The sequence below is a fragment of the Erythrobacter sp. genome, from assembly GCF_024305245.1.
GTDB lineage: Bacteria > Pseudomonadota > Alphaproteobacteria > Sphingomonadales > Sphingomonadaceae > Erythrobacter.
This window is the reverse complement of sequence record NZ_JAMWYX010000002.1, coordinates 320264-347035: the sequence shown is the minus strand read 5'-3', so window position 1 is coordinate 347035 and position 26772 is coordinate 320264. Positions and strand designations below refer to the sequence as shown.

Genomic DNA, 26772 nt, shown 5'->3' with positions numbered 1-26772 from the left:
GCGCTGGCGGACAGAGCGCGGCCGGTTCCGATCAGGATGGCCCACCCAGCAGCTGCTGAAAGCAACCAGATGCAAAGCTTCTTACGCGCTGACATTGAGCGCCTCCTCGAGTGAAAGGATTTCGGAATTGCGGTGGAGCGGTGGCAGCCAGATGGTTCGCGTCTGGCCAGGCGCGGTCGGGCGCTTCACGTCCCACACGATCCAGCAGTAATCGGTCATCCCGCCGCTGAATGCGCGGTTGCCCATCGCCGCGATCATGTCGCCCGGCGGCATCGAGGGCCGCTGGCACAGGTGCAGCACCGCCTGCGGCGGGTGATCGGTGAACAGCTGGTACCGCGCCTGACTGGCGAGCCACTTGCTCGGCATCAGGATGCACACCCGGCGCGACGAGAGGGTCAGCGCATGTCGCGCAAACGCCTCTGCGATGCCCTTTACATAGCTGTAAGGCGGGTTGAAGATGATGCTGCAGGGCGCTGGCGCTACAGTCGTCTCGAGGAAATCGCCGGGCTGGAAAATCATCGGCGAGCCCGAGCCGAAATTGGCATAGGCGACGTTCTCGACGAGGTCGGAGCCATAGGTGACCAGACCGCGATCGTGCGCCGCAAGCAGCGTGTTGCCCATGCCGCAGCATGGATCCCAGACTGCAAGGCCTTCCTCGCGTTCGAGCTCGAGATTGCCCAGCGCAAGCGCCAATTGGTCCGCGCACCAGAACTCGTCGACATACCAGTCGAGCGGGTGGCGCTTCGAATGCTTGCCTGATGAGATTTCACCGCGCATCGTCGAGGCCCTCCTCGGTCGGATCTGCGGTAAGCTCGAAGAGCGCCAGTACATTTGAAACATGACCGGCGACCGCTGGTTGCTTCCCAGCCCTAAGGAGCGCAGCCTCTATTTCGTCCGCAGTCACAAGAGAGAGAGCGTCAACGATCAAGTCGCTCCAGATGATATCGAAGCGCAGCGGTTCGCGAACTATCGGACGCAGCGCATCGCGATAATTTACATGCACCTGCGCGAGGCCCGTAACGTCAGTGATCCTGCGCCGGTCAGGCATCTCCCAACTCCTCGTTCAGGAGGTCTCGCATGCGGCGCTTTGCATCGGGCGTTCCAAGCGCGCGGACGATTTCCGGCAAGTGCTGCTTGATCTGGCTGGGAGACAGACGCCCCATATTGCCGACCACGGCGTTGATGTACTTCTGGTGCGCCACCGGGGTCGCCAGCGGCTTGAAGCCGTCCACGCCCGCCGCAATCTTGGCATCCTCGACGCCGATCTCGGGATCGGCCAGCAGTGCCTCAATCACGCGGCGGCGTACGCCCTCATCCTTAAGCTCTGCTAGGTCTTTGAGCTGTTTGCCGTTGTTACCTGCTACCGGATGTTTCGCCAGCGCCTCAGCAAGGTCGGGAAACGGCTCAATGACGAGACGGGAAAGCGCCAAATCTCGATGTATTGTGCGCCGCGACATATCGAGTGCTTCGCCGACCGATTCTTCCCATCCATATGCTTGTGCCATCGTGGCACAAGCATCCTCGGTCTCGTCCCTAAGTACCGACTCAGCCGTCTCTTCGAGGTGCCTCACACGGTCCCAACGGGCCTTCGCGCCGCGCTGATACTGGTCAAGATTTCCGTGCGCGCGGGCGATCCGCTCTTGCGCTGCTGTCACCAACGCAGCGGTGAACTTGGCGCGTTCGATCAACCCAAGCGGGCGACGGTGCCTATTTTCGGACGCCTCCAGATCCGCGAGGTCTTCGGGCTTACCCTTCACCTCGAGCCCGAAGACCGTAATACCCTCATACGTGGCACCCATCAGACGGTGCATGCCGGTGACGAGCCGCCAAGGCTTTTTGCCCTCGGCGACGCAGGCCTCGACCGTCTTGCTCGGCAGATTGCGTGCCACCTTGATCGGATCGCGCTGGCCATCGACCGCCATCAGGCGACCGAGCGCCGCGGCTTTGTCCTCATGCAGGAAACCGATCCGCTCGGGGATCGAGATATCGTTCGGCGAAAGCTCCAGCAGCTGCGAGCTGGCGAGCAGCGGGGCAGCGTTCATTTCGCACCCCCACATAGACGATGCGCGCCCTCATCCGGCGCGGTAGCCTCCTGATCGCCAACACAGGAGAACAGCCCATGCCGAATTCCGACATCAATGCGATCGAGCAGCTGCGCGACCAGCTTTACGCCTTGCAGCAGCTCGTCCTCGCGCAGTGCGTCGCGCTCGGCAGCGCTGATCGCACAGCGCTCAAAGCCACACTCATCATAGCTGACGGGCAGGCCGAGGCCCTTCTTGCGCAGGGGCGCCCGATCGCCGGACAGCGGCTCGCGCTGCTGATTCAGGAGGTCGAGAAGTGCCTCGACTGATACGCGAGTGCGCGATGTGGCTGCGCGCAGCGCGATGCGGCGCAGCACCAGAGGGATCACGCCGCGATCGGCAAAGCCGACATCCTGCAGGCCCTCAGCAAGAATGGCGCTCATGCCGCCACCGCCTTGCCGCGGCGCGAAAGCCGCTTGGTGTCCTCGGCATCGATCTTGTCGAGCTCGCGATAAAGCGCCCCGATCGAATGCAGGTTCGCGCCCGGCGGTTCCGGGTTCCGATCGGTCTTCTTCCAGTTGTGGAAGGTGACTGGATGTATCCCGGCGCGGCGGCAGAGCTCCGCAATCGAGATGCGCGAGGCTTTCGCCCGTTTCGCGATGTCCTGAATGACTGTTTGCTGATCCATGGGTTAGCATTATTAGTTATAATGCCATTCTGCAATATCAATAATGCAATTTAGATTGCTAACCGGAGAGCGCTATCGCTGCTCCATGGACGGGCTTGAAAATGATGCAGCGCTCATCCGCGCGTTGGTCCGGTATTCGGCCAAAACCCCCGCTGAGGTGGCGCGGGCAGCCAAGTTGGCAGCGTCAACCATTAATCGGCATTTCAATGGTACGGCTCAGACCCGCCTCAGCCAGAGCACGCTCGAGAAACTGCAGGCGGCCTATCCCAGTTTTTCTGGCTGGCCGAAGCTTGGCGCCAACGAGACTCGCCTTACTTTCAACCATCCTGATCATATGATGCCGCCACGCACCTCCGACACCGACACCGTCGAGCTTGAACAGATCGACCTTCGCTATGGCATGGGAGGGACTTTCGCGGACGGGCCGGTCGAGGTCGAGCGTCGGCCATTCTCGCGCGAATGGCTGCGCTCGATCACCAGCACCGCACCCAGGCACCTGTTTTGGGCCATCGGCGACGGCGACAGCATGGAACCGACTATTCGAAGCGGAGAGGTGATCCTGATCGACCGCTCGCAAGACACGCCGCGCATGGATGACGGGATCTGGGCCGTCACGCATGGCGAGATCGGCATGATAAAGCGACTGCGCCACAGGCCGGATGGCACAGTCGAGCTTCACAGCGACAATCACCTGGTCCGACCCCAGACAGCTGTCGATGGCGAGCTCCATGTGATAGGCCGCGTCATCGCAGTCGTGAGGAGGCTCTGAAATGGCAGGCAAGGCAGGAATGATCGCGGCCGGCATAGCGGGTGCCCTGGCGATCGGCACCGGTGGCTACTTCGCCAACGAATGGCGCGTCTGCAGCAACCTTAAGCAGGACTACCGCGCCTTCGCCATTGGCCTGCTTGCAGACCAGCATATTTCGACTGCCGCCAGCTCCTCGGAATTGCGGCAAATGATGCAGCAGAAAGCGGATGTCGAGGTCGATCAAGCGGGCCGCACTCTCTACGAGCTTAGCAATCGATGCGGCCCATCAGCCGCAGCTCAAGCGCACGCCGACGCGCAAGCAATGGTGCTTGGCATCAGAGGCTCCTAATCACGAAAAACTTGCCCACTTCAATCTGATCACGTTGCCCGTCACCGGCGGATCGTTCAGCACCTAAACGCAAGGATTTCTGCGCATCACATGGCGAGCAGCCCCCTTCCAGACTATCGTTATCTGAAATGTCCCAGTTCTGTCCCGGTTCACAAGCCTTTCAAAGGCCACTGAGGCGGCCTTAAGATGCTTCTTATACACCCACAAATGGCGGATTTCCGCGCCTGAGAAGCTCTAAGGGGCTGACTTCATCAGAATGGCCCACTCCAGCCGGTCTTGGCAGATCATCGTCTAAATCAACCATGACTCTAGACACAGAACGAAAACGCCAATTTTTAGAGGCCTTCTCCGCAACCCCGCAGAAAACCGCCACTTCCCACTCGCGGAAGCCCGGGAAATCCCGCATAATCCCGCTCGGCGACACTCCAGAAACTCTTGTCACCTAACACTGACAAGAGTTCTTTACTGTAAAGAGCTCTTGTCAGTCAAGAGCTCTTTACAGGAACGGTGCGAAACCACTTTCCTGTTTTCCTACTCGGCCCGGTTGTGCCTAATCCCTGCGCCTCGTTTGCCTGTGTCTTCCGTTTCGAGGTGTCTGCCATGTCCAATCGATCCTCCGCTGCCCTGCTTGCCTTCATCAACCGGCTGATCGCGAAGCCGAACCCTGCCGAGCACCGCGCCGCCGACAACCGCATCGAAGCGGCCACTGCGGCGGCGGCTTTTCCTGTTCAGGACAGTGTCTCATGTGTCTCCTACACGCCCGCTCCGCGCGCGGTCAGCGAAGCGGGAATTGCGCTGATCAAGCGGTTCGAAGGCTGCGCGCGGCTGCGGCCCGATGGGCTGGTGGAGGCCTATCCCGATCCCGGCACCGGGGCCGAGCCGTGGACGAGCGGCTGGGGCGCAACCGGGCGCGATCATGTCCAAGGCGGACGGATCGGCCCCGGCACGGTGTGGACGCAAGGGGCCTGCGATGCGCGGCTGGCGGATGATCTGGTGCGCTATGCCGCCGATGTTGTCCGCGCGCTCGGCGATGCGCCGACCACCCAGCCGCAATTCGATGCGCTGGTGAGCTTCCACTACAACACCGGCGCAATCGCCCGCGCGACATTGACCGCCAAGCACCGCGCCGGAGATACCGAAGGCGCCGCGCGCGAATTCGCCCGCTGGAACCGCGCCGGAGGCCGCGTGCTGAAAGGTCTGGTGCGCCGCCGCGCGGCGGAAGCGGAGATGTATTGTTCTTGACACGCACGCGATCCGGTTTGCCAAATCCTCGCGCCTGCGGCGCTGCGGCGCGCGGTCGCGCTTGCAGCGGCAGACCCGCCGCTTGCCTCACATACCGGCAGACTCGGAGCTTCGCAGCCGCCTAATAATCCCGGCTGACTTCGACGAGAACGCTGTCGCGCCCGATGGTCGATACCGTGCCCAGCAGCGCCAGCCAGCTGGTTATGCGGTATTCGACTTGGGTTGCGCTGTAGCCCTGCCCGTCGGTCACCAGTTCGACATAGATGCGGCGGGTGATGTTCTTGCCCAGCGCGATCCCGGTGCCGCGCCCGATCAGCGGGTCCGCGCCCACGATCCGCAGCTGGTCCAGCCCGATCGACCGGCGCAGTTCGCCGATCGGATCCAGCCCGCCTCCGCCGCCGCGCAGGGATGCCAGCGCCGCCGCCAATTGCAGCGCGTCGGTCGCCGAAAGCGAAGTGACCGATCCGCCGAACAGCAACTGGGCGAGGATCTCCTCCTCTGGCAGATTGGGGTCGGACGAGAACGCGATCGAAGGTGACTGCGCGTTGCCGGTGATCGCGATATCGACATTGATGCCGCTGCGCGCGGTTTCGGCAAGGATATCGAGCCGCGGGTCGATCGGTTCGTTCTCGTCGAACTGGATGCGCCCGCGGGTGAGTTCGAACCGGGTACCGGCAAAGGTGTAATCGCCGCGCACCAGCCGCGCGGTGCCGCCGATGCGGGGATCGTCGACTGTGCCGCGAAGGGCGATGTCGATGCCCCATTCGCTTTCCAGCCCCATCCCTTCGACCGCGACGCGGCTGGGGGCGGAGGCATTGACGAGGTAACGCCATGCGGCATCGCGGCCCGACACCTGCTCGCGCGCACTGCCGTTCTCGCCGTTGATCTCGCGGGTCGCGATCTGCGGCAGGGCGAAGTCCTCGGCGGCGACGCCGAGTGCCCAGCGCGCGCGGTCGATTCTCACCCGCCCGGCAATGGTGCCGCCGAGGCCGTCGGACACGATGCGCAAGGGGCCGGTGATGGTTGCCTGCAGGCCATTGGCATCGAGCAACCGCGCATTCGTGACTGCAGCGCGCAGATCGATGCCGGGTCCGCGTGCGGCGCTCATCCCGGAAAGGTCGATGGTGCCGCTGCCGGTGACTGTGCCGCCGCCAGGCGTTACGCCGGTAAAGCGGGCCAGTTCCAGCCGCGACCCGGCGAAGCGTCCGCGGCCAGTGACGTTGGTGATGCGGGTGCCGGTCAGCCCGCTGGAGACCGTCAGATCGTCGGTCGCCAGCGTGCCGTCGATACGTGGGTTGGCCAAGGAGCCGGTGGCGCGCGCGGCGACTGTGATCGGTCCGGTGAGATCGAATGCTTCGACCGCGGCCAGCCGCCACAGGCTCTCGGCCGCGCCCTCGTACATCAGCCTGCCGCGAAGGCGGCCGTTGAGGAGCCGGTCGGCGAGGCCTTGTCCGGGCGGAAGGTTGGTGATGCGCAGCGCAATGTCGCCGATCCGCTCGCCGCTCTCCAGCAGGCGTCCGGCTGCGGTCAGCCGGTCGGCGTTGAGGTCGATCACGCCGAGCACGCCGACGGGCTTGGACGAGAGCACCAGCCCGGCGCGGCTGAAGCGGTCGATCCGCACCCGCGCTCTGGCAGTCGGCGCGGCGCTGCCGACCTGGCGGTAATCGATGATGCCTGAAAGCTGGCCGCCCAGACCGAGTTCGGCGCCCGCGATGTCGAGCAGGCGCAGCGGCATCTCGGCCAGCTTGACCTCGAGCGCGGTCTCCGCGCCGCCGAACGCACCTTCGAGAATGGCATAGCCGCCGCCGAAGCCGATCTGCGTCTGCGCCAGCCGCCAGCCGCCGCCGTCCTGAGCAGTGAGCACGGCGCGGCGCGGCATGGTGATGTCCGCTCCGCCATACTGCCCGCGCGCCACCGCCGCGATCCGTTCGGGCGCGACATCGGCATCGAAGCGGAGCGCGAACCGGTCCGCCCGCCGCCCGGCGATCGCTCCGGTGACATTGCCGCGTCCGTTGAGGATGTCGGCATCGGCGGAGAAGCTGGCGAGGTATAGCCCGCCATAGGCCAGCCCCGCCCCGCTGATATCGGCATCGATGCGGGTGTCACCCTCGGCGATGCGGCCGGTCGCGGCGATGGTGGCGCGGTTGATGCTGATCGGAACGTCGCCGCCGAACGCCGCGTTGCGCGCGGTGATATCGACCGCGAAACCGATAGCATCGCCGCTCTGCGGGCGGAAGGACAGCGTCCCGTCCAACCCGCCGCCCGCCAGTGCGAGGTCGCCCGAAATCCCCGCGTCGCCCAGCACCAGCCCGCCGGTGACGTTGGTACGATAGACCTCCAGCTCCCTGATCGCGATCCGGGTCGGCCCGGTCTCCGGCAGAATGATGCCGAGCGTGCCTTCGAACGGGCCGAGCAGCGAACCACCCGCAACGTCGACTGCGAAGCCCTCGTCACTCGGGGCGAGCGCGATGCGGACATCCTCCAGCCCGGCAGCCGGATAGGGGCTGGCCAGCACCAGCACCGCGCGCGGGCCATCGTTGGTAAGCTCGGCATCGATGGTGAAGGGGCCGAACCGCTCCTGTTGTCCGCTGCCTGTCAGCGTGGTACGCGCACCTCCGCTGCCGGGCGCGATCTTGCTGTCGAGCCGGGCGGTCAGCCGGGGACTGTCGATCGCGACGTCACGCAGCACCAGCGGCTCGCTTGCCCCCACGCTCAGCGCGCCGTCGAACCGGACCTGCTGCCCTGCCAGTTCGACGATGGTGTCGTTGCTGACTTCGGACAGCACACCGGCAAGATTGGCGCGCAGGCTCCACGGGATCGACGGGCCGAATTTGGCGAGGATCTTGGCGTTGGCGGTCACCTCGCCCGCGCCTTCGACCTCAAGCCCGCGTGCCGTGACCGGGCCGGCCAATGCATAGGCGCCGGCGGGGATATCGCCGCGCAGCGCCAGCGTCGCTTCCAGCCCCGGGAACAGGATGCGCGCCGCATCGGCGGTGAGCCGCTGGCGTTCGAAATCGTAGACCAGCTCGCCGGTCACCCGCCCGTTCACGAGGCGCGGATCGGCTTGGGGAATGCCGGTCGTCACCCGCTCGGCAGTGAGAGCCAGCGGCATAATAAGGTCCGTGCCGTCGAACCGCGCCAGCCCTTCCTGAACGAGGCCGCGTGCCTCGACCCCGCTGGCAACCAGCCGTCCGACCGAGAGGCGGTGATCGATCGCAAGATCGCGGAACCCGCCCGCAAGATCGGCCGCGAGGCGCGCATTCTCCAGCCGCACATCTTCGCCCAGCAACACCGGATCGCGCAGCACCAAACTGGTGCGCGCGCCTTCGACGACATTGCCCGCAAGATCGACCACGCCCCCAGCCCGCAGGTCGAGCGCGGTGGTGACAAGCGCCGTGCGGCCCTCGACCACGCTGTCTTCGAGCGTAAAGCTGGCGGCGAGCGACACCCGCTCGCCGACCGCGCGGGCGATCAGATCGTCACCCGTCAGCGGCGGGCGCACCTGACCCAGCACGCCGTATGTGCCAGCATCATTGCTGATCTGGAACGCCGCGACCGGCGGCGGCGCTTCGGCGCCGGCATCTCCCACGTCCTCGCCGGTAGGCAAGCGCCGGGCGACCGCCGTTCCGCGCCAGCGCTGCCATGTTCCGTCCCCGGCGATGCGCGCGACATAGCCATCCTCGAAACCGGCCAGCCCGGCCAGCACCCCGTCGGCAGGGGCACGGTAATCGGCCTCCAGATCGAACCGGTCGCCGTCCGGTTCGGCATCCAGCAGCAGCGCGATCCGGTCGCGCGCGCCCAGTTGCGCCGTGGCGTCGACCAGCACCCGCCCTTCGCGGATATCAACCTCGGCGAGCGCGTCGACCCGCTCTGCCTCATCTGTCGCAACACCCGGCGCCAGCACCAGATCATCGATCTCCAGCCGGTCGACCCGGATATCGAAATCGGGCAGCAGCGGCGCATCGGGATCGCCGGGCAGCAGTTCGGGCAACCGCATCAAACGTCCGCGCCGCGCGGTTACCTCGCGGATGTCCAGCCCGCTCCACAGCCAGCTGAGCGGCCGCCAGTCGAGTTCGACTTCGGGGATGGTGAGGAACACGCCTTCCGGATCGCTCACCCGCACATCGCGCAGCAATGCCGTGCGGTAGATGTCGCCCTCGATCCGCCCGACACTGAAACGCAGGCCCGATGCCGGGGCCACGTCCGCGATCTGATCGGCGACGAACCGCTTGCCGATGGGTGTGCTGAGGAACCCCGCCACCAGCAGGATCGGCGCGGCAAGCAACGCCAGCGCCCAGCCCAGCCGCTTGGCCCAGCGGCGCTTGCGACGCTCGGGCGCGCTGTCGGTGGCGGCTTCGGGCTCGAGCGGGATCGCGTCAGGCTCGCTCATCAGAACGCCTGACCCAGACTGACATAGACGACCACCGGGCTATCGAACGGGCCGGGATTGAGCGGCGTCGCCACGTCGACGCGGATCGGCCCGAAGCCCGTCTTGTAACGAATGCCGATCCCTGCGCCGTAGCGGATCTCGTCGAAGTCGGGCGTCGATCCGCGGTTGACCGATCCCGCGTCGATGAACGGCACCACCTCCACCGCGCCATCGAACAGCGGCGTTTCGATCCGCGCTTCGAGGGAGAATTCGACCAGCGATGCCCCGCCGGTGGGGTTGCCGGCAATGTCGCGCGGGCCGACGCCCTGGAAGCCGTAGCCGCGCACCGACCCGCCGCCGCCGGAGTACAGCCGCCGCGACGGCGCGATATCGTCAGCCTCCGCACCCTGAATCGTCGCCACCCGCATGCGCCCGGCCAGCACGGTCGAGCCGACTGACTTGTAATAGGCCGCATCCGCTTGCGAACGCAGATAGAAGGTCTCGGTCCCCTGCGATCTCGACACTTCCGGCGCGAGGAACAGCGTGGCGCGGTAGCCGCTGGTGGGATCGAGCAGATCGTCGCTCTCGTCGATCGTGACGCTGCCGAACACGCCGCCGATCAGAAATGCGCGGCGTGCCTGCGACAGCCCCGGCGCGGTGCGCAGCAGGCGGTTGCGTTCATCGGTGTAGAGCAGCTCGCCGCCGATCTGCCAGCTGATCGGCTTCTGGAACAGCAGGTTCGAAACCTTTTCGAAGGTGGCCCGCAGGCCGAAGCCGCGCGAATCCACCGCCAGCGTGGTGATGTCGCTGGCGTAAAGATCGGCGGTCAGCACCTGATCGCGTCCACGGAAATTGTTGCGGCGGACACCGATGCTCGCCAGCGCCTCGCGCGTGCCGAGAATGCCGCGCAGCCGCAGCGCGCCTTCGGGCGGGAACAGGTTGCGGTGTTCCCAGCGTCCCTCGACCTTGAAGCCGTCCTCGGTGCCGTAACCGATCGCGCCGGCAATGGTGCGCACCGGCGCGCGTTCCAGCTCGACGTCGAGCACGACTTCGCCCGGTTCGCCATCGGTCGGCGGCTCGACTTCGCGCGGGGTAACGGCAACGCTGGAGACCAGGCCGGTGGCGAGGACCGCACGGCGCAGATCGGTCTCGAGGCTTTGCTGATAGACATCGCCCGGTTCGAAGCGGGCGATGCGGGCCAGATGGCGGCTGGACAGGAACCGGGGATCGCTGCTGACGACGCCGCCGAATTCATATTTCCCGCCCGGTTCCACCGGCAGCGACAGATCGCCTTCGTCGCGGGCGTGATCGATCAGTAGTTCCGGCTCTTCGACCTCGGCGAACGGATAGCCGGTCTCGCCCAACGCAACGCGCAGCTCGATCTCCGAATCGATGATGCGATCGGCATAAAGCGGGTCGCCCGAATCGATCCCGAAGGCATCGCGAAGACGCCCGGCGTCGGGCTGCGGCAGCTGCGACAGCGCGCCGAGGTCGATCCGCCCGAAGGTATAGCGCGTGCCGGGCAGAAGATCGAACCGCACGCTGGGATCGCGGGCCGCATCGCCATTATCGGCGTCCGCGCCTTCGCCCGATCGCCGCCCGCCGGAAAGCTGGCGGATGACCTCGCCGGAATAATAGCCGTAGGTGCGCAGCATCTCGGACAGCAGCTCTTCGTCCGCACGGGCACGCGCGGCGATTTGCGGGACGGTATCGTCGTCATCGTCAAGCTGGCGCAGGTTCGAAAGTTCGCGGAACCGGGCCACGAATTCGCGCTGCTCGGGGAAGGCTTCCGGTGCTTCGGGCAAGCCGAGCACCATCGTATCGCTGATCCGGACGTCTTCGAGAGCGGGAACGTCGCCCAGCACCGGCGCGGCGATGCTCGCCAGCGCTTCCACTTCGGGATCGGACGACAGCGGCTCGGGCACTTCGATTTCGAAACCGGCGAAGGCATTGTCCAGCGCCGGCTGCAATCCCGGCGGCGGCGGCGGGAGGAATTCCGCTTCCATCTCGGCCAGGCTCGCGTCGGTATCCCCTGTTTCAGGCAGGATTTCGGATGTTTCGCGTGAAACAGGGGCCGGATCGGCCACCCCCTGAACGGCCCAGGCCGCGGGGTCTTCAAGCGCGGCGGGCGGGATCAGTTCGTCGAGCGAGTTCGGAACCGGCGTGAGTTCCATCGGCGGCTGCGCGCGAAGCTCCGGCGAGTCCGCGGGCGCATCCTCTGGCGCCGGATCGCTCTGCTCTGCGGACTGGTCGGGACGCGCGCCAGCGTCGCTATCCTGCGCCGAGGCAGGCTGCGCCGCAAGCGCGATGGCTGCGTGACCGAAGACGGCCGCAATGATCAGACCGTGTTTCAGAAAATCGCGCGGCTCAGCTACCCGGAAACTTGACGGGCTGACCATCCTTGCCTCGAGCGCCGGCCAGCGACGCGTCCTGCGGCTGACGCGGCGCAGTCGCCGTGGCAATCAGCCGGTGCTGTTCATCCGGATCCATCCGCTGCCAGCCTTCGCGCGTCAGCCGCTCCAGCGGGCGATAACGGACCTTGTATTGCATGCGCGGACTGCCTTCGACCCAATATCCGAGATAGACATAGGACAATGCCTCAGCCGCAGCCCGGCGAATATGATCGAGGATAATAAAATTACCCAGCCCCGCACGATGTTCGTGATCGGGTTCGTAGAACGAATAGATCATCGATAACCCGTCACCCTGCCTGTCGGTCAGGCAGGCGCCCACCAGCTTGCCGGGACGTCCGCCGATGCCCGGCTCACGATATTCGGTGACCACACTGTTAACCGGCGTGTGTTCGATCATATCGGCGTAATCGAGTTCATCCATCGCCGCCATGCCGCCATCGGGATGGCGCTGACCGAGATAGCGCGCCAACAGTTCGAATTGCTCGTCCGTCGCCCACGGCCGGCATTCCGAGACGATCAGATCGCTGTTGCGCTTGAGATCGCGCTTCTGGCTGGGCGAAGGGCGGAATTCGTTCGCCACCACCCGCACCGAGACGCAGGCCTGACAATCGAGGCAGGACGGGCGATAGGCCACCGTCTGGCTGCGCCGGAACCCGATGCGTCCCAGCGCCTCGTTCAACTGATCGGAATGCGGGCCCTTGAGTTCGGTGAACACCTTCCGCTCGCTCCGCCCCGGCAGATAGGGACATGGGGCCGGGCTGGTTACGAAAAACCTTGGAAAGCGGATTGGTGCCGTCACGGGTGGGGCTCATTCCTTTGGGCGGGAATCATGAAATGGTAACTTCTTCCGAGGTTATGCCCGCTGGTGCCGCGCCTTTAAAGTCCCTTAACCATGAATCTACGCGAATAATGTCGCTGAATGCACATACCATCGCATGATGAGGCCCCGGAATGGGGCAAATGCAGCGGCGCGTGGCGGCGTTCAGCCGAGCTCGACCATCTGCACCACATAGCCCTTGGCACGCAGCCCTTCGACCAGACGATCGACCTGATCGGCGTCGCGCGCTTCGCATTCGATGTCGGTAATCAGGCCCTTGGCCGGCAGCGTGGTGAAAATCCGCTGGTGATAGATCTCGATGATGTTGACGTTGTGTTCGTCGAACAGCCGCATCACCTTGAACAATGCGCCCGGGCGATCCTGCAAAGTGATCCGCAGCCGCGCCAGCCGCCCCTGCCGGGCAAGATCGCGCAGCAGCACGTTGGCAAGCAGCCGCGTGTCGATGTTCCCGCCGCACAGCACCAGACCGATGGTCTTGCCTGCAAACCGCGCCGGATTGCTCAGCACCGCCGCCAGCCCGGCCGCGCCTGCGCCTTCGACCACGGTCTTTTCGATCTGCAGCAGCAGCGCAACCGCCTTTTCCAGCGCGGGCTCGTCCACCAGCAGGATATCGTCGACCCGCTCGGCGATCACCTGCGCGGTGAAATCGCCCGGCTGCTTCACCGCGATACCTTCCGCCAGCGTGTCCCCGCCGCAATCGTGGCTTTCGCCCTTGATCCGGTCGAACATGCTGGGGAACAGCCCGGCCTGCACGCCGACCACCTCGATCTCCGGATTGAGCGCCTTGGCGACAGTTGCCATGCCGGAAATCAGCCCGCCCCCGCCGATCGGCGTGACGATGCAATCGAGATCGGGCTTCACGTCGAGCATTTCCAGCGCGACCGTGCCCGCCCCCGCCGCGACATCGGGATCATCGAACGGGTGGACAAAGGTAAGGCCGAGCTCGGCTTCAAGCAGGCGCGCGTGGGCATAGGCTTCGTCGAAAGTTTCGCCTTCCAGCACCACTTTGCCGCCGACGCTTTCGGTCTGCATCACCTTCACCGTGGGCGTGGTGCGCGGCATGACGATGGTGACAGGCACGCCCAGACGGGTGCCATGATAGGACAGGCCCTGCGAATGGTTCCCGGCCGAAGCCGCAATCACGCCGCGGGCGCGCTGTTCGTCATTCAGCAGCAACAGCGCATTCAGTGCGCCGCGCTCCTTGTAGGCGGCGGTGAATTGCAGGTTCTCGAACTTCAGCCAGATATCCGCCCCGGTGATTTCCGACAGCGTAATCGAGTGCATCATCGGGGTTTCGACCACCGCGCCTGCAATCCGCACGGCAGCGGCGCGGACGTCTTCGATGGTCAGGTCGGCCGGACAAGCGGCGGCACCTTTGGGGCTGAGCGAGGCAGGTTGAGTGGACATGATGCGGCGGCGATTAGAGGCTTGTTGACGCAAGGGCAATCACCAGCGCGCGGATTTCGTTGGCGCGCACAATTGGCAAGCGCGCAGGAAGGCGATAGGCACCGCAGCCATGAACAAGCAGCCACAGATCGCTTTTATCGGCCTTGGCGTGATGGGCGGCCCGATGGCGGGTCACCTTGCGCGCGCAGGCTATGCTGTCGCCGCCTATAACCGCTCGCCGCAGCGCGCCGGGAAATGGCGCGAGACGTGGGCGGCGGAAGGGCTGACGGTCCGGTTCGCAGACACTCCGGCAGACGCGGCGCAAGGCGCGGACATCGTGTTCACCTGCGTCGGCAATGATGATGATCTTGCGCAGGTCGTGCATGGCGATAGCGGCGTGCTGGGCGCGATGGCGGCGGGCGCGCTGCTGGTCGATCACACCACCACCTCTGCCGACATGGCGCGGCGGCTGGCGCAGGATTGCGCGGCCAGAGGCATCGGTTTCGTCGATGCGCCGGTCAGCGGGGGCGAGGCTGGCGCGGTGAACGGCAAGCTGGCGATCATGTGCGGCGGCACCGCCAGCGATCTCGCCCGGGTCGAGCCGGTGATGCAATCTTATGCCAAGGCGATCGTCCATGTCGGCCCGGCGGGCGCAGGCCAGAGCGCCAAGATGGCCAACCAGATGTGCATCGCGGGCGTGCTCGCGGGCCTGTCCGAAGCGGTGCGGCTGGCCGAAGCCGCCGGGCTGGATCTCGCCAAGACCTACGAGGCTATCTCCGGCGGCGCGGCGCAAAGCTGGCAGATGGATAATCGCTGGCAGACGATGACGGCGGGCGAGTTCGATTTCGGCTTCGCGATCGACTGGATGCGCAAGGACCTGGGCTATGCGCTGGACGAAGCGCGCCGTCTGGGCCTTGGTGCCCCGGTGACTGCACTGGTCGATCAATTCTATGCCGATGTTCAGGCAGCGGGCGGCGGGCGCAAGGATACCAGCGCACTGATTACCCGCCTGCCGCGCCGTGTTCTAAAGGAAGGATGATGATGCTCCGTTTCACGTTTCGGGCGCTGGCCGCCACCTCGCTGCTTGCCCTCACTGCGCCTGCGCTGGCCGATACGCTGGTCGACAATGTCGATGGCGTGACGATTGATGGCGACGGCGACGTGCTGCGCTTCACGGGCATCGTTTTCGATGATGACGGCAAGGTCACGCAGGTGTTCGAACGCGGTGACGAACGCCCGCAGGTCGATTACCGTCTCGACGGCGAAGGCCGGGTGATGATCCCCGGCATGATCGACGCGCATGTCCACGTGGGACAAATCGGCTTTGCCGCGATGACGCTCGATCTGTCGGACACGAACAGCCTTGACGAAGCGCTCCAGAAAATCGCGCAGTTTTCAACTGACAATCCGGGCCGCCCATGGATCCTCGGTCGCGGCTGGAATCAGGAGAAATGGGGGCTTGGCCGTTTCCCCACCGCCGCCGAGTTGGACAAAGTCGTCTCTGACCGCCCCGTCCTGCTCCGCCGGGCTGATGGCCATGCTGCCTGGACCAACAGCCTCGCCATGGAACAGGCAGGCGTCACTGCCGGCGCGAAAGCCCCGGCCGGGGGCCGGATCATCCGCGATGAAGCGGGCAATCTGACCGGGATATTTGTCGATAGCGCCATTGGATTGGTTGGGCAGAGCGTCCCAGACCCGCGCCCATCGGATTACGACAGGGCGCTGGCGCTTGCGCAGGAACAGCTGATCGCCAATGGCATCACCGCCGTCGGCGACATGGCGATGAGCGTCCATGAATGGCATGCCTATCGCCGCGCCGCCGATCTGGGCCAACTGCGCATTCGTGTGATGGCCTATGCCGATAGTCCGGAACTCATGGAACTGATCGGCGGGACCGGCCCGACGCCGTGGCTCTACGATGACCGACTGCGACTGAACGGGATCAAGCTCTATGTCGACGGCGCCCTGGGATCGCGCGGGGCTGCGCTGAAAGAACCCTATGCCGATGAACCGGGCACCAGCGGCCTTGCCCTGACCATGCCTGCACAATTGCGCAACCTGATGAGCCGCGCTGCCATGAGCAATTTCCAGACCGCTGTGCACGCCATCGGCGATGCGGCGAATGCCGATGTGCTCAGCGCGATCGAGGAGCTTTCCGAAACCTACACCGGCGACCGGCGCTGGCGGATCGAACATGCGCAGATCGTCGATCCAGCGGATATTCCGCGCCTCGGCCAGCATGGCATCATCGCTTCGGTGCAGCCGCTGCACCAGACATCCGACCGCACAATGGCCGAAGCGCGGCTGGGGCCGGATCGGCTGGACGGTGCCTATCCGTGGCGCAGCGTCGTGGCTGCGGGAGGGCGGCTCGCCTTCGGTTCGGACGCGCCGGTGGAACCTGCCGATCCCTTCGCCGGGTTCGCCGCTGCGATCAGCCGTACCGATGCCGATGGCCAGCCCTTCGGCGGCTGGTTCCCGCAGGAAACTGTCAGCCGGGAACAGGCGCTCGCAGGGTTCACCTCGGACGCGGCCTTTGCCGGGTTTGCCGAAGGGCGCTTTGGCCGGTTGATCCCCGGTGAGCGGGCGGACTTCCTGCTGGTCGACCGCGACCCACTGCTGTCCTCGCCTGACGATATCCGCCAGACCAAGGTGATCGAGGTTTGGGTCGGCGGGGTGAAGGTGCTCGGCGAGTAATTACTCCGCTGCAGCGCGTTCGGCCTTTTCCTCGATCTCGCGCGCGGCGCGGTCTGCCTCGACCTTGCGTTCCTGCAGCCGCATCAACACCAGCGAGATTTCGAACAGCAGCAGCAGCGGAATTGCGAGGATGACCTGCGAGCCCGGATCGGGCGGTGTGACGATCGCGGCGAGCGCGAAAATCCCGACGATCACATACCGCCGGGCGCCCGCCATCTGCGCGCGGCTGATGATTCCGGCGCGGTGCAGCAGCAGCAGCAGCACCGGCAGCAGGAAGGTCAGCCCGAAGGCCAGAATGAACTGCATCACAAGGCTTAGATATTCGCCCGCGCTGGGCAGTGCCTGCACCTGCAATCCTCCGGCTTCTCCGCCAAAGCCGAGGAACCATGTGAACGCCGTCGGCATGACCACGAAATAGGCTAGCGCGGCCCCGGCACCGAACAGCACCGGTGTCGCCAGCAGGAATGGCAGGAACGCCTTCTTCTCGCGCGCGTACAACCCGGGCGCAACGAACGCCCATAACTGGTTGGCGATCACCGGAAAGCTGACCATGAAACCGGCAAACAGCGCGACCTTCAATTCGACGAAGAACACTTCCGGCAGCTTGGTGAAGATCAATTGCCCCTCGCCATCGGGGAACGCCTGTTTCAACGGCCAGATCAATAGGCCGAGAATGTCGTCAGCAAAATAGAGGCACACGCCGAACCCGACCGCGAGCGCGAGCAGCGCGCGGATGACGCGGGTGCGCAGTTCGATCAGATGGTCGAGCAGCGGCGCGCGGCTCTCGTCGAGGTCGTCAACCTTGAACATTGTCGCTGCCTTTGGGCGGGGTCGCGCTTCCGGTTTCGGCAGGCGCAGGATCGTCCGGTAGCGAATCGACCGGCGGCGGCCCCGTCATCATCGGCGCGCCCGCTTCGGCTTCGGAGGTTTCCGTGGTGAGGGCGGCGGAGCGGCGCATGATCTCCTCGTTCTGCGCCTTCCACTTTTTCTCCATGTCCTCGAGTTCCGCCTCGCGGACCATCGAATCGATGCCGCTGCGGAAATGGGCCGAGACGCGCCGCGCCTTGCCGATCCAGCGCCCGGCAACCCGCATCGCGAGCGGAAAATCCTTCGGCCCGATCACAATGACCGCGACGATAATGATGACCAGCAGTTCTGCAGCGCCGATGTCGAACATGGGGGTGCGGCCGTGGCGCCTCCTTCAGACCTGGATCAGGCGCTGGTGGTGTCGTTCTTTTCGGCCGGCGCGGGCGTTTCGGCCGGGGCAGGCGAACCTGCCGGCGGCTCGATCCGGGCCTTGGGCGCGGGCTCGTCGGTCTCGGTCATGCCCTTCTTGAAGCTGGAAATGCCCTTGCCGAAATCGCCCATCATGTCCGCGATCCGGCCACGGCCAAACAGAACGAGAATGACGAGCGCGATGATGAGAAGCTGCGGCCAACCGATACCCATGGCAAATCTCTCTTACTTGTGTGCCCTACCGATATAGGAGTTCGACAGCGCAGATGCCACCCGCCTTTCAGCGTGCGAAGCGAAAGAACCACATGGTTATGCGCCCTCTTCGTCTTCGTGGGTGTCTTCCTCTTGATTTTCAGGCTCATCCGGATCGAAGCGCATGGCGGTTTCCAGCGCCTCGTCGACCGGATCGAGCAGGCCCGCAGCGCGCAATTCGTCGATGCCGGGCAGATCGCGGCGCGATTCGAGCCCGAAATGATCGAGAAATTCGGGCGTGGTGGCATAAATCACCGGCCGTCCCGGCACCTCGCGGCGGCCCGCCAGCTTAATCCATCCCGCCTCCATCAGCACATCAAGCGTGCCCGCACTGGTCTGCACCCCGCGGATCGATTCGATTTCCGCCCGGCTGACCGGTTCGTGATAGGCGATGATTGCGAGCACTTCCGTGGCAGCGCGGCTCAACCTGCGCACCTGTTCCTTTTCGCGGCGCAGCAGATGCGCCAGATCGGGCGCGGTCTCGAAATGCCAACGCTTGCCGCGCTCGACCAGATGGATGCCGCGCGCGGCATATTGCAACTGCAGCGCGGTCAGAGCGCCGCGAACCTCGCCCGGTTCGATCCCGCCGAGATGGCTCGAAAGCGCCTCCACCGTCATGGGCTCGTCTGCAGCGAACAGCGTCGCCTCGACCGCCCGTTCGAGCGTGCCGGGCTCCGCCCGCCCGCTCTCGGCCCCCGTCATGAGGCCGCGCCCTCCTTCAACCGGCGGATGCGCAAGGGAGCGAACGCGCTTTCCTGATCGAGTTCGGCCCGGCCCCGCCGCGCCAGTTCCAGCGCCGCGACAAAACTGGATGCCAGCGCCGAACGCTTGAGTTCGGGGGATGCATGGGGCGGCAGGAAATCACGGATTTCCATCCATTCGAGCGTCACGCCGAGCATTGCCGAAACCCGCTCCAGCGCGCTGTCCAGTGTCATCACCGGGCGGTTCGCGACGTGGTAGATGCGCGGGGCCGTGCGCGCCTTCACCTGCCCATAGGCCTGGATCAGCGCGAACATGTCGCTGCGCCAAACGGTCTTGCGGTCGGTGCGCAGGCCCTCAGGCGCGCCGCGCAGGAACACATCGCGCCCGGTCCGGTCACGCCCCATCAACCGCGCCGCCGCCTCGCGCATTGCGCCAAGGCGTTGCAGCCGCAATTGCAGGCGCAGCGCCAGTTCCTCGGGCGAAGGGTCTTCCTGTTCTTCCTTGGGCAGCAGCAGCGCCGATTTGAGATAGGCGAGCCAGGCTGCCATCACGAGGTAATCGGCGGCCAGTTCCAGCCGCATCTCGCCTGCGCGCTCGATATAGGTCAGGTACTGATCGACCAGCGCGAGGATGGAAATCTGGCGCAGATCGACCTTTTGCCGCCGCGCGAGATCGAGCAGCAGGTCGAGCGGGCCTTCCCAGCCATCGAGTTCGAGATAGAGTGCGCTCGTATCCGGTTTGGCCGGATCGGGGGGCGGGAACATGAAGGGCTGATCTGCCCCTTGCAGGCCCGCGCTCATGCGGCGGTTCCGGTCAGCGCCAGCAGCGCATCGCGCGTGGCGAGGAGTTCGGCCTGTTCAGGTGCCATGGCGGGGTCGATACGCGTGCCCGCCAGCGCCCGGTCGAGCCGCGCGGCAGTGACCTCGGACATTGTCGGCACAACGTTGCAGATGCCCTGCATGTCGGCCATTTTTCCCCAGCAATTGAGAATGATGTCGCATCCCGCAGCATGGGCGCGCGCGGCGCGTTCGGGGATGGTGCCGCCCAGCGCCTCCATGTCGATATCGTCGGTCAGCAGCAGGCCATCGAACCCGATCGCGCTGCGGATGATGTCGGCGATGACGGTCGGCGACAAGGTGGCGGGGTTTTCCGCATCCCATGCGGTGAACACCAGATGCCCGGTCATTCCGATCAGCGCGCGGTTCAGCAAGCGAAACGGAGCAAGATCGGCCTCCAGTTCCTCGGCCGAAGCGGTGACGGTGGGAAGCGCCTTGTGCGTGTCGACATCGCTGCGGCCGTGGCCCGGCATATGCTTGATGCAACCGGCAACCCCGCCCGCCGCCAATCCGTCAAGCACAGCCCGCCCCAGCGCCGCCACCTGCATCGGATCGGCCCCGAACGCGCGGTCGCCGATCACGTCATGCGCGCCGGGCAGCCGCAGATCGAGCGGGGGGTGGTAATCGACTGTGATCCCCATCGCCGAAAGTTCGAGCGCCATCGCTGTCGCATTGGCCCGCGCCGCGGCAATCGCGCTGGCAGGAGCAATGGCGTAAAGCCGGGCGAACGCCTCACCTGCCGGATAATTCGCCCAATGCGGCGGACGCAATCGGGCGACGCGGCCGCCTTCCTGATCGATCGACACCAGCAACCGCTCGCGCCCTTGGATGGAGCGCAGATCGTCGGTCAGTGCGCGCAGTTGCTCGGGATTGTCGCAATTGCGGCCGAACAGGATGTAGCCCGCCGGATCGGCCTCGCGGAAGAACGCGCGTTCCTCCGCGGTCAGTTGCGTGCCGCTCAAGCCGAATATCGCCGGGGTCATGCAAGCAGGTTCGCAGGCCAGCCGCACTCAGGCAAGCTGCGTAACCATTCCGAACGGGGGAAAACGCGGCCGGAAAAGCGCTATTTGACCTGACAATCGAGCCCGTCGGACTTGAGCGCGGAACACAGCGCGTTCGCGGCGGTGCGATCGCCAGCTATCGCCTGCAGACGGTAGACAGTGCCGATATCGACCTTGCCCTCCACCACGCGGTGCTTCACCCCGGATAGCGCGTCGGTGCGCCGCGAAAGGTCGCTCCAGCCCTGCTCGGCGCGCGCGCGGGTGGAATAGGCGGCAAGCTGAACGCCGACCCCTAACATGTCCGCAGCAGGGACGGGCTTGGTCGCGGGGCTGGCAGAGGGAGCCGGCTTGGGCGCAGGCGGCGGAGCTTCGGGTGCAGCCACCACCGCTTCACGCTGGCCGCCTTCGCCCACCACAGGCGCGACATTGCCGGTGCCTGCGAATTCCTTGCCGCCCGGATTTTCGGGCCGCTCCTTGATCGGGCCTTCGGGGGCGGCGATCACGCTGCCGTCCGCCACCGCATCGCTGCCGGCTGCCCGGTTCGATACATACCATACTGCGCCGACCACCACCGCCAGCAGCAGGATCATCAGCGCGGCAAAGCCGAGTATCTGCCCGGTATCGAGCCCGCCTGCGGCCTCGTCATCCTCGTCGGATTCGAGCCATGGGAGGTTGTCGGTATCAGCCAGATCAAGCTCTCCGTCGCCCACGTCCAATTCCTCGTATTCGGCATCGATCATGGCCAAGCCCCGCGCCTTTCCGGCAATTCATCACATGGATTCCACCGCCTCGACGCCGAGCACGCCGAGACCATTGCGGATCACTTGCCCGATTGCCTGCCCAAGGAAAAGCCTAGCCCCCGTCAAGCTCGCATCCTGTTCCACGATGAACCGCTTTTCAACACGGTCATTACCAAGATTCCAGAATGAATGGAGATCGGACGCCAGATCATACAGGAAAAAGGCGATCCGGTGCGGTTCTCGGGCGCGAGCCGCCGCTTCGATTTCGCGCGGGAACTGCGCGGCGCGGCGGATCAGAGCGATTTCCTCGTCCCCCAACTGAGCCAGCCCCGCCGCATCGGGCGCGAACCCGGCCTCGGCCGCCTTGCGCAAGGTCGAGCGGATCCGGGCATGGGCATATTGGACGTAGAACACCGGATTGTCCTTCGACGCTTCGACCACCTTGACGAAATCGAATTCCATCTGCGCTTCGGGCTTGCGGGTCAGCATGGTGAACCGCACCACGTTCTTGCCCACTTCGTCGATCATGTCGGCGATGGTGATGAAATTGCCCGAGCGTTTGGACATCTTGGCCGGTTCGCCGCCGCGCATCAGCTGCACCATCTGCACCAGCTTGACGTCGAACGGGATCGGGCGGCCTTCGCCTTCGGACAGCGCGGCGACGGCGGCCTTGATCCGCTTGACCGTGCCCGCGTGATCCGCGCCCCAGATGTCGATCAACTCGTCAGAGCTTTCCGCCTTCTGCATGTGATAGGCGAGATCGGCGCCGAAATAGGTCCACGCGCCGGAGGATTTCTTGATCGGGCGGTCCTGATCGTCGCCGAATCTGGTCGAGCGGAACAGCGGCAGCTCGATCGGTTCCCAGTCTTCGGGCGGAGCCTTGCCCTTGGGCGCTTCGAGCACGCCGTCATAAACAAGATCGTGCGCGCGCAGCCATGCCTCGGCGGCTTCGGGCTTGCCCGCCGCTTGCAGCTCGGCCTCGGACGCGAAGACATCGTGGTGAATGCCGAGCATCGCGAGATCGGATTTGATGAGCTCCATCATTCGCGCCACGGCCTCTGTGCGGAACGTGGGCAGCCATTCGGCCTCGGGCGCGGATTGGTACTTGTCGCCGAAGGTTTCAGCCAATGCGCTGCCGACGGGCTTGAGGTAATCGCCGGGATAGAGTCCTTCTGGGATTGCGCCAATGTCTTCGCCCAACGCTTCGCGGTAACGCAGGTGCACCGAACGCGCGAGTGTATCGACCTGACCGCCTGCGTCGTTGATGTAATATTCGCGGGTCACGCGGTGCCCGGCCCATTCGAGCAGCGAGGCAAGCGCATCGCCCACCACCGCGCCGCGGCAATGGCCCATGTGCATAGGCCCGGTCGGATTGGCCGAGACATATTCGATATTCACCCGCCGCCCCGCGCCCATCTGCGAGCGGCCATAATCCGCGCCCATTGCGGCGATCGCCTGCAGTTCGGTCAGCCATGCATCGGGCGCGAGGCGCAGGTTGATGAAGCCGGGTCCGGCGATGTCGGCACTGGTGATCGCCGGAAAGGCTGCAAGCTTTGCTGTGACCGCCTCTGCCAGTGCGCGCGGGTTCATGCCCGCGCCCTTGACCAGCACCATCGCCGCGTTGGTCGACAGATCGCCATGCGATGCATCGCGCGGCGGCTCCAGCGTAACGTTGGCAAAGGACGTGCCGGCAGGCAGCACGCCATCTGCCACCAGATCGGTCAGCACGGTTTCGATCAGCGCCGCATAGGCGGCATACAGGGTCTTGGTTTCGGTCATCGGGTTCTCGTGCGGATGGCGCGGAATACCGCGGATGCAAAGAAGCAAGCGGGGTCCCGGGTCAACCCCGGGACGGCGAAGAAGGAAACACCTCAAGCAAACTGGTACAGCAAGATGGCGCATCGCGCTGACCCGGCGCCGAGGGCGTCGCAAGGCCGACCGGCCGCCCGCAGCGACGCGACCTTCAGGTCGCATGAGCGAGCAGGTCGCATGAGCGAGGATTTCGCACACCGGACGGCGTGCCGAAAAACTAACGCCTGACGTTATACGCCAGCTGATCCTCGCTCAGCTGGAAACCGACCAGCATTTCGAAGCGGGTGCGCGCAATCGCGGCTTTTACCTCGGGATCGGCCAGCGGATCGAGGGCGGCATCGACTTCGCCCGCACGTCGTCGGCGGGTGATCTTCTCGCGGATATCGTCCGGCAGCGCGGCATCGGCGCGGTTGATGAACGAGCCGGCCTTGGCGGTGGCCACGGCACGCTCCTGCCCTTCGGCGAAGGTCAGCATGACCTCGCCCACCCGCTTGCTGACCACCGCATTGCCGCCGCGCAGGACAGTCACGAAATAGGGCAAGGTCACAGTGCGGCTGCCGCGCGTGTCGGTGCGCCGGGCATGAACCTCGAACGCCGCTTCGCTGTAAACCTGCGCGGCGGTATCGTTACAGGTCGCCCGCAGATTGGTTATCGCTGCGCTGACATCCAGACTGGCGGTGCTGCGATCGTCTTCCGAACGGAACGTGGTGACATCGCCGGTGTAGTCGGGAATGCCGACTGCCGGGCATATGGTCAGCACCGATGCGATGCCGACCCCCTGATCGAGCACCAGCTCGCCTTCCTTCGAACAGCCAGCCAGCGCTGCCAGGGCAGCAAGAACAGGAATGGCACGGGTGCGAAACATCATTGAAGAGCTGTCCTAGAAAACCGGATCCATCTGCGCCAATGCGCACGCATGCCCTAGCGAGACGCGCCGCAAAGCGCTAGAGGGGGAGACATGAACGCGCCCTTTCCCGCAACCACGACTGTAGCTGGCGACGATTCTGTCGCAGGCCGGCCTCCCCTCAACCTGCTGATCGCTGCGCCGCGCGGCTTTTGTGCCGGGGTCGACCGCGCGATCGAGATCGTCGAAAAGGCGCTCGAACGCTATGGCGCGCCAGTCTATGTCCGGCACGAGATCGTCCACAACAAATATGTCGTCGAAGGGTTGAAGGCCAAAGGCGCGGTGTTTGTCGAGGAGCTGGACGAGGTGCCTGACGATGCGCCGGTGGTGTTCAGCGCGCACGGCGTACCCAAGGCCGTTCCGGCGGAGGCGAAGCGCCGCAAGCTGTTATATGTCGATGCCACCTGCCCGCTGGTGTCGAAGGTTCACCGTCAGGCCGAACGCCAGATCGAGAAAGGCCGCCACATCATCTTCATCGGCCACGAAGGCCATCCCGAGGTGATCGGCACCATGGGTCAGGTCGCGCCCGGTCAGATGACGCTGGTGGAAACGATCGAGGATGTCGACAAGCTGCCGTTCGATACGGACGAGGAACTGGCTTATCTTACGCAGACCACCTTGTCGGTCGATGACACCCGCGAAGTGATCCACGCGCTCGAATGGCGTTATCCCAACATCTCCGGCCCGCGTGCCGAGGACATCTGCTATGCCACGTCGAACCGGCAGGCGGCGGTCAAGGAACTGGCGCAGGATTGCGATCTGGTGCTGGTGATCGGTTCGCCCAATTCGTCCAACGCACTGCGGCTGGTCGAGGTGGCCGAACGGCTGGGCACGCCGTCCAAGCTGATCCAGCGCGCGGACGAGATCGATTTCGCGTGGCTCGAAGGGGTCGAGACGCTGGGCCTGACGGCGGGTGCATCGGCCCCGGAGATCCTCGTCCGCGAAGTGGTGGCGGCGCTGGCCGGGTATCGCCCGATTCACGAGAAGACCATCACCGCTGCGGAAGAAAAGATGGTGTTCAAGCTGCCGCGATTGCTGACCGAGTAACCACAGGCGCGCGGGGGCTCAACGGGCGTGGCTGTTTACACCCATCTCGGGGCGGAGGATCTTGCCCGGCTGATCGCGCATTATGACGTGGGCGAACTGGTATCGGCCAAGGGCATTGCCGAAGGTGTGTCCAATTCCAACTGGATGGTCGAAACGACCGGCGCGGATGGCGCCAAAGGGACTGGCGGCGCACGGTTTATCCTGACCCTTTACGAACGGCGGATCGATTACGCCGATCTGCCCTATTTCCTCGATCTGCTCGATCATCTGGCAAGCAAGGGCTCCCCGGTCCCGCGCACCATGCATGACCGGGGCGGCGCATCCTACCGGATGGTCGAGGGCAAGGCGGCGGCGCTGATCGAATTCCTCCCCGGCGTATCGCCCACCCGCCCCACCCCCGCACAGGCGCGCGCGGTGGGCGAGGTGCTGGCGCGGCTGCATCTGGCAGCGCTCGATTTTCCCCGCACCCGCGCCAACGCAATGGATTTCGCCGCGAGCGCCGCGATCCTTGATGCGTGCGGGGCAGACCGGCTGGCGACCATCGACGCTGCCCTGCCCGCCATGCTGGACGCCGCCCACGCTGCCGCCGCGCTCGATCTATCGGCGCTGCCGCAATCGCAGACACACACCGATCTGTTTCCCGATAATGTGCTGATGCTGGGGGACAAGGTCACCGGCCTGATCGATTTCTACTTCGCCTGCACCGGGCCGATGGCGCTCGATCTGGCGGTCACGCATGCGGCGTGGTGTTTCGACGGCGCAAACGCCTACCTGCCGCAGCTCGGCAGCGCGCTGATCGCAGGCTATGAAAGCGTCAGGCCGCTCGAACCGGAGGAGCGGGCATTGCTGCCTGCGTTGGCGAAGGGCGTGTGCCTGCGGTTCGTCGCCAGCCGCGCGGAAGACTGGCTCGATACGCCCGAAGATGCGCTGGTGACGCGCAAGGACCCGATGCAATTCGTGGAACGCTGGCAGTTTTACGATCGGATCGGTGCCGGGCTGCTTGCCTGATGCACCGCTTCGTCCCTAGAGCATGAGTCATGAAACAGGTCGAAATCTACACTGACGGCGCCTGCAAGGGCAATCCCGGCCCCGGCGGCTGGGGCGCGATTTTGCGCATGGGCGGCCACGAAAAGGAACTTTCGGGCGGAGAGCCGGACACGACCAATAATCGCATGGAACTGATGGCGGCGATCAAGGGGCTGAACGCGCTTATCGAATCGTGCAAGGTCGATCTGTATTCCGACAGCAAATATGTGCTCGACGGAATGAGCAAGTGGATTCACGGCTGGCAGCGCAATGGCTGGGTCAACGCCAGCAAGAAACCGGTGCGCAATGCCGATCTATGGCATGACCTGATCGAGGCCGCACGCCCGCACCATGTCAGTTGGCACTGGGTGCGGGGCCATAATGGCCATCCGGAAAATGAACGCGCCGACGCGCTGGCGAGCGCGGCGGCGGATCGGATCGCGGCGGGGGGAAAAACCCCCCCCCCC

General features: G+C 65.1%; 26 protein-coding genes. 8 read left to right on the top strand and 18 right to left on the bottom strand.

The annotated features are described in order from the left end of the window. Positions 1-81: 81 nt before the first annotated feature. The 5 genes from Q0L48_RS04505 to Q0L48_RS04485 are packed head-to-tail and all read right to left on the bottom strand — an operon-like array spanning position 82 to position 2709. On the bottom strand, positions 82-777 hold the full coding sequence (locus Q0L48_RS04505; protein ID WP_296717765.1) for a hypothetical protein: 696 nt from the start codon (positions 775-777) through the stop codon (positions 82-84). Beyond that, positions 767-1048: a hypothetical protein gene (locus Q0L48_RS04500; protein WP_296717763.1), complete on the bottom strand. Its 282-nt coding sequence runs from the start codon at positions 1046-1048 to the stop codon at positions 767-769. The genes Q0L48_RS04505 and Q0L48_RS04500 overlap by 11 nt, the downstream gene beginning before the upstream one ends. Next, entirely contained in the window at positions 1041-2042 is a 1002-nt protein-coding gene (locus tag Q0L48_RS04495) for a hypothetical protein (RefSeq protein WP_296717760.1), read from the bottom strand. Before Q0L48_RS04495 ends, Q0L48_RS04500 begins: the two co-directional genes overlap by 8 nt. Beyond that, the gene (locus Q0L48_RS04490; protein ID WP_296717759.1) at positions 2039-2464 is read right to left on the bottom strand and encodes a hypothetical protein; all 426 of its coding nucleotides are present in this window, start codon (positions 2462-2464) and stop codon (positions 2039-2041) included. The genes Q0L48_RS04495 and Q0L48_RS04490 overlap by 4 nt, the downstream gene beginning before the upstream one ends. Further along, positions 2461-2709, bottom strand: a complete 249-nt coding sequence (locus tag Q0L48_RS04485) for a transposase (RefSeq protein ID WP_296717756.1) — start codon at positions 2707-2709, stop codon at positions 2461-2463. The genes Q0L48_RS04490 and Q0L48_RS04485 overlap by 4 nt, the downstream gene beginning before the upstream one ends. A gap of 85 nt (positions 2710-2794) precedes the next feature. Between Q0L48_RS04485 and Q0L48_RS04480 the strand changes: the two genes are divergently transcribed. The 3 genes from Q0L48_RS04480 (at position 2795) to Q0L48_RS04470 (ending at position 5048) form a co-directional block, all read left to right on the top strand. Then, entirely contained in the window at positions 2795-3478 is a 684-nt protein-coding gene (locus tag Q0L48_RS04480; protein WP_296717753.1) for a S24 family peptidase, read from the top strand. A gap of 1 nt (position 3479) precedes the next feature. Next, positions 3480-3806 carry a hypothetical protein gene (locus tag Q0L48_RS04475; RefSeq protein WP_296717751.1) on the top strand — a complete coding sequence of 109 codons (327 nt, stop codon included), beginning with the start codon at positions 3480-3482 and terminating at the stop codon, positions 3804-3806. Between the two features lie 600 nt (positions 3807-4406). Beyond that, positions 4407-5048: a lysozyme gene (locus Q0L48_RS04470; protein WP_296717748.1), complete on the top strand. Its 642-nt coding sequence runs from the start codon at positions 4407-4409 to the stop codon at positions 5046-5048. 121 nt (positions 5049-5169) lie between these two features. On the opposite strand, the gene Q0L48_RS04465 is transcribed toward Q0L48_RS04470, so the two are convergent. The 4 genes from Q0L48_RS04465 to Q0L48_RS04450 form a co-directional block, all read right to left on the bottom strand. After that, positions 5170-9438 (bottom strand): translocation/assembly module TamB domain-containing protein, encoded by a 4269-nt coding sequence (locus Q0L48_RS04465; RefSeq protein WP_296717746.1) that lies wholly within the window; start codon positions 9436-9438, stop codon positions 5170-5172. Continuing rightward, positions 9438-11816 (bottom strand): autotransporter assembly complex family protein, encoded by a 2379-nt coding sequence (locus Q0L48_RS04460; protein ID WP_296717744.1) that lies wholly within the window; start codon positions 11814-11816, stop codon positions 9438-9440. Before Q0L48_RS04460 ends, Q0L48_RS04465 begins: the two co-directional genes overlap by 1 nt. Then, positions 11785-12630, bottom strand: coding sequence for an arginyltransferase (locus Q0L48_RS04455; protein WP_296717741.1), 846 nt, complete (start codon positions 12628-12630; stop codon positions 11785-11787). The genes Q0L48_RS04460 and Q0L48_RS04455 overlap by 32 nt, the downstream gene beginning before the upstream one ends. Before the next feature lie 183 nt (positions 12631-12813). Further along, the gene (locus Q0L48_RS04450) at positions 12814-14076 is read right to left on the bottom strand and encodes a threonine ammonia-lyase (RefSeq protein WP_296717738.1); all 1263 of its coding nucleotides are present in this window, start codon (positions 14074-14076) and stop codon (positions 12814-12816) included. 109 nt (positions 14077-14185) lie between these two features. Between Q0L48_RS04450 and Q0L48_RS04445 the strand changes: the two genes are divergently transcribed. Together Q0L48_RS04445 and Q0L48_RS04440 are read left to right on the top strand one after the other, a co-directional pair. Then, positions 14186-15094 (top strand): NAD(P)-dependent oxidoreductase, encoded by a 909-nt coding sequence (locus tag Q0L48_RS04445; RefSeq protein WP_296717734.1) that lies wholly within the window; start codon positions 14186-14188, stop codon positions 15092-15094. Continuing rightward, positions 15094-16749, top strand: coding sequence for an amidohydrolase (locus Q0L48_RS04440; protein WP_296717731.1), 1656 nt, complete (start codon positions 15094-15096; stop codon positions 16747-16749). The genes Q0L48_RS04445 and Q0L48_RS04440 overlap by 1 nt, the downstream gene beginning before the upstream one ends. On the opposite strand, the gene tatC is transcribed toward Q0L48_RS04440, so the two are convergent. From tatC to Q0L48_RS04395, 9 genes are all read right to left on the bottom strand, one after another. Further along, positions 16750-17559, bottom strand: coding sequence for a twin-arginine translocase subunit TatC (gene tatC, locus Q0L48_RS04435; RefSeq protein ID WP_296717728.1), 810 nt, complete (start codon positions 17557-17559; stop codon positions 16750-16752). Then, entirely contained in the window at positions 17546-17926 is a 381-nt protein-coding gene (tatB, locus tag Q0L48_RS04430; protein WP_296717726.1) for a Sec-independent protein translocase protein TatB, read from the bottom strand. The genes tatC and tatB overlap by 14 nt, the downstream gene beginning before the upstream one ends. 35 nt (positions 17927-17961) lie before the next feature. Next, positions 17962-18198 carry a twin-arginine translocase TatA/TatE family subunit gene (tatA, locus tag Q0L48_RS04425; protein WP_296717724.1) on the bottom strand — a complete coding sequence of 79 codons (237 nt, stop codon included), beginning with the start codon at positions 18196-18198 and terminating at the stop codon, positions 17962-17964. Between the two features lie 96 nt (positions 18199-18294). Then, complete coding sequence (gene scpB, locus Q0L48_RS04420; RefSeq protein ID WP_296717721.1) at positions 18295-18939, bottom strand: SMC-Scp complex subunit ScpB; 645 nt, start codon at positions 18937-18939, stop codon at positions 18295-18297. Further along, positions 18936-19703 carry a ScpA family protein gene (locus Q0L48_RS04415; RefSeq protein ID WP_296717919.1) on the bottom strand — a complete coding sequence of 256 codons (768 nt, stop codon included), beginning with the start codon at positions 19701-19703 and terminating at the stop codon, positions 18936-18938. The genes scpB and Q0L48_RS04415 overlap by 4 nt, the downstream gene beginning before the upstream one ends. A 32-nt stretch (positions 19704-19735) precedes the next feature. Next, positions 19736-20758: a beta-N-acetylhexosaminidase gene (nagZ, locus tag Q0L48_RS04410; RefSeq protein WP_296717719.1), complete on the bottom strand. Its 1023-nt coding sequence runs from the start codon at positions 20756-20758 to the stop codon at positions 19736-19738. 80 nt (positions 20759-20838) lie between these two features. Then, on the bottom strand, positions 20839-21516 hold the full coding sequence (locus Q0L48_RS04405; protein ID WP_296717918.1) for an SPOR domain-containing protein: 678 nt from the start codon (positions 21514-21516) through the stop codon (positions 20839-20841). 30 nt (positions 21517-21546) lie between these two features. After that, the gene (argS, locus tag Q0L48_RS04400) at positions 21547-23295 is read right to left on the bottom strand and encodes an arginine--tRNA ligase (protein ID WP_296717716.1); all 1749 of its coding nucleotides are present in this window, start codon (positions 23293-23295) and stop codon (positions 21547-21549) included. A gap of 250 nt (positions 23296-23545) precedes the next feature. Further along, a complete protein-coding gene (locus Q0L48_RS04395; protein WP_296717713.1) occupies positions 23546-24196 on the bottom strand; it encodes a hypothetical protein in 651 nt (216 codons plus the stop codon). A 90-nt stretch (positions 24197-24286) separates the two neighbouring features. On the opposite strand from Q0L48_RS04395, the gene ispH reads away from it, so the two are divergent. From ispH to rnhA, 3 genes are all read left to right on the top strand, one after another. Continuing rightward, the gene (gene ispH, locus Q0L48_RS04390; protein WP_296717710.1) at positions 24287-25279 is read left to right on the top strand and encodes a 4-hydroxy-3-methylbut-2-enyl diphosphate reductase; all 993 of its coding nucleotides are present in this window, start codon (positions 24287-24289) and stop codon (positions 25277-25279) included. Positions 25280-25306: 27 nt separating this feature from the next. After that, positions 25307-26287, top strand: a complete 981-nt coding sequence (locus Q0L48_RS04385) for a homoserine kinase (protein WP_296717707.1) — start codon at positions 25307-25309, stop codon at positions 26285-26287. Positions 26288-26316: 29 nt separating this feature from the next. Beyond that, a partial coding sequence (gene rnhA / locus Q0L48_RS04380; protein ID WP_296717704.1) for a ribonuclease HI occupies positions 26317-26772 on the top strand: 456 nt, incomplete at its 3' end.

Coding starts and splice junctions, on each gene's coding strand:
- Q0L48_RS04445 (WP_296717734.1), top strand. CDS start 14,186: ATGAACAAGCAGCCACAGATCGCTTTTATCGGCCTTGGCGTGATGGGC.
- Q0L48_RS04465 (WP_296717746.1), bottom strand. CDS start 9,438: ATGAGCGAGCCTGACGCGATCCCGCTCGAGCCCGAAGCCGCCACCGAC.
- tatA (WP_296717724.1), bottom strand. CDS start 18,198: ATGGGTATCGGTTGGCCGCAGCTTCTCATCATCGCGCTCGTCATTCTC.
- Q0L48_RS04490 (WP_296717759.1), bottom strand. CDS start 2,464: ATGAGCGCCATTCTTGCTGAGGGCCTGCAGGATGTCGGCTTTGCCGAT.
- scpB (WP_296717721.1), bottom strand. CDS start 18,939: ATGACGGGGGCCGAGAGCGGGCGGGCGGAGCCCGGCACGCTCGAACGG.
- Q0L48_RS04495 (WP_296717760.1), bottom strand. CDS start 2,042: ATGAACGCTGCCCCGCTGCTCGCCAGCTCGCAGCTGCTGGAGCTTTCG.
- tatB (WP_296717726.1), bottom strand. CDS start 17,926: ATGTTCGACATCGGCGCTGCAGAACTGCTGGTCATCATTATCGTCGCG.
- nagZ (WP_296717719.1), bottom strand. CDS start 20,758: ATGACCCCGGCGATATTCGGCTTGAGCGGCACGCAACTGACCGCGGAG.
- Q0L48_RS04500 (WP_296717763.1), bottom strand. CDS start 1,048: ATGCCTGACCGGCGCAGGATCACTGACGTTACGGGCCTCGCGCAGGTG.
- Q0L48_RS04485 (WP_296717756.1), bottom strand. CDS start 2,709: ATGGATCAGCAAACAGTCATTCAGGACATCGCGAAACGGGCGAAAGCC.
- argS (WP_296717716.1), bottom strand. CDS start 23,295: ATGACCGAAACCAAGACCCTGTATGCCGCCTATGCGGCGCTGATCGAA.
- Q0L48_RS04405 (WP_296717918.1), bottom strand. CDS start 21,516: ATGATCGATGCCGAATACGAGGAATTGGACGTGGGCGACGGAGAGCTT.
- tatC (WP_296717728.1), bottom strand. CDS start 17,559: ATGTTCAAGGTTGACGACCTCGACGAGAGCCGCGCGCCGCTGCTCGAC.
- Q0L48_RS04505 (WP_296717765.1), bottom strand. CDS start 777: ATGCGCGGTGAAATCTCATCAGGCAAGCATTCGAAGCGCCACCCGCTC.
- Q0L48_RS04440 (WP_296717731.1), top strand. CDS start 15,094: ATGATGCTCCGTTTCACGTTTCGGGCGCTGGCCGCCACCTCGCTGCTT.
- Q0L48_RS04450 (WP_296717738.1), bottom strand. CDS start 14,076: ATGTCCACTCAACCTGCCTCGCTCAGCCCCAAAGGTGCCGCCGCTTGT.
- Q0L48_RS04395 (WP_296717713.1), bottom strand. CDS start 24,196: ATGATGTTTCGCACCCGTGCCATTCCTGTTCTTGCTGCCCTGGCAGCG.
- Q0L48_RS04475 (WP_296717751.1), top strand. CDS start 3,480: ATGGCAGGCAAGGCAGGAATGATCGCGGCCGGCATAGCGGGTGCCCTG.
- Q0L48_RS04480 (WP_296717753.1), top strand. CDS start 2,795: ATGGACGGGCTTGAAAATGATGCAGCGCTCATCCGCGCGTTGGTCCGG.
- Q0L48_RS04470 (WP_296717748.1), top strand. CDS start 4,407: ATGTCCAATCGATCCTCCGCTGCCCTGCTTGCCTTCATCAACCGGCTG.
- Q0L48_RS04415 (WP_296717919.1), bottom strand. CDS start 19,703: ATGTTCCCGCCCCCCGATCCGGCCAAACCGGATACGAGCGCACTCTAT.
- ispH (WP_296717710.1), top strand. CDS start 24,287: ATGAACGCGCCCTTTCCCGCAACCACGACTGTAGCTGGCGACGATTCT.
- Q0L48_RS04460 (WP_296717744.1), bottom strand. CDS start 11,816: ATGGTCAGCCCGTCAAGTTTCCGGGTAGCTGAGCCGCGCGATTTTCTG.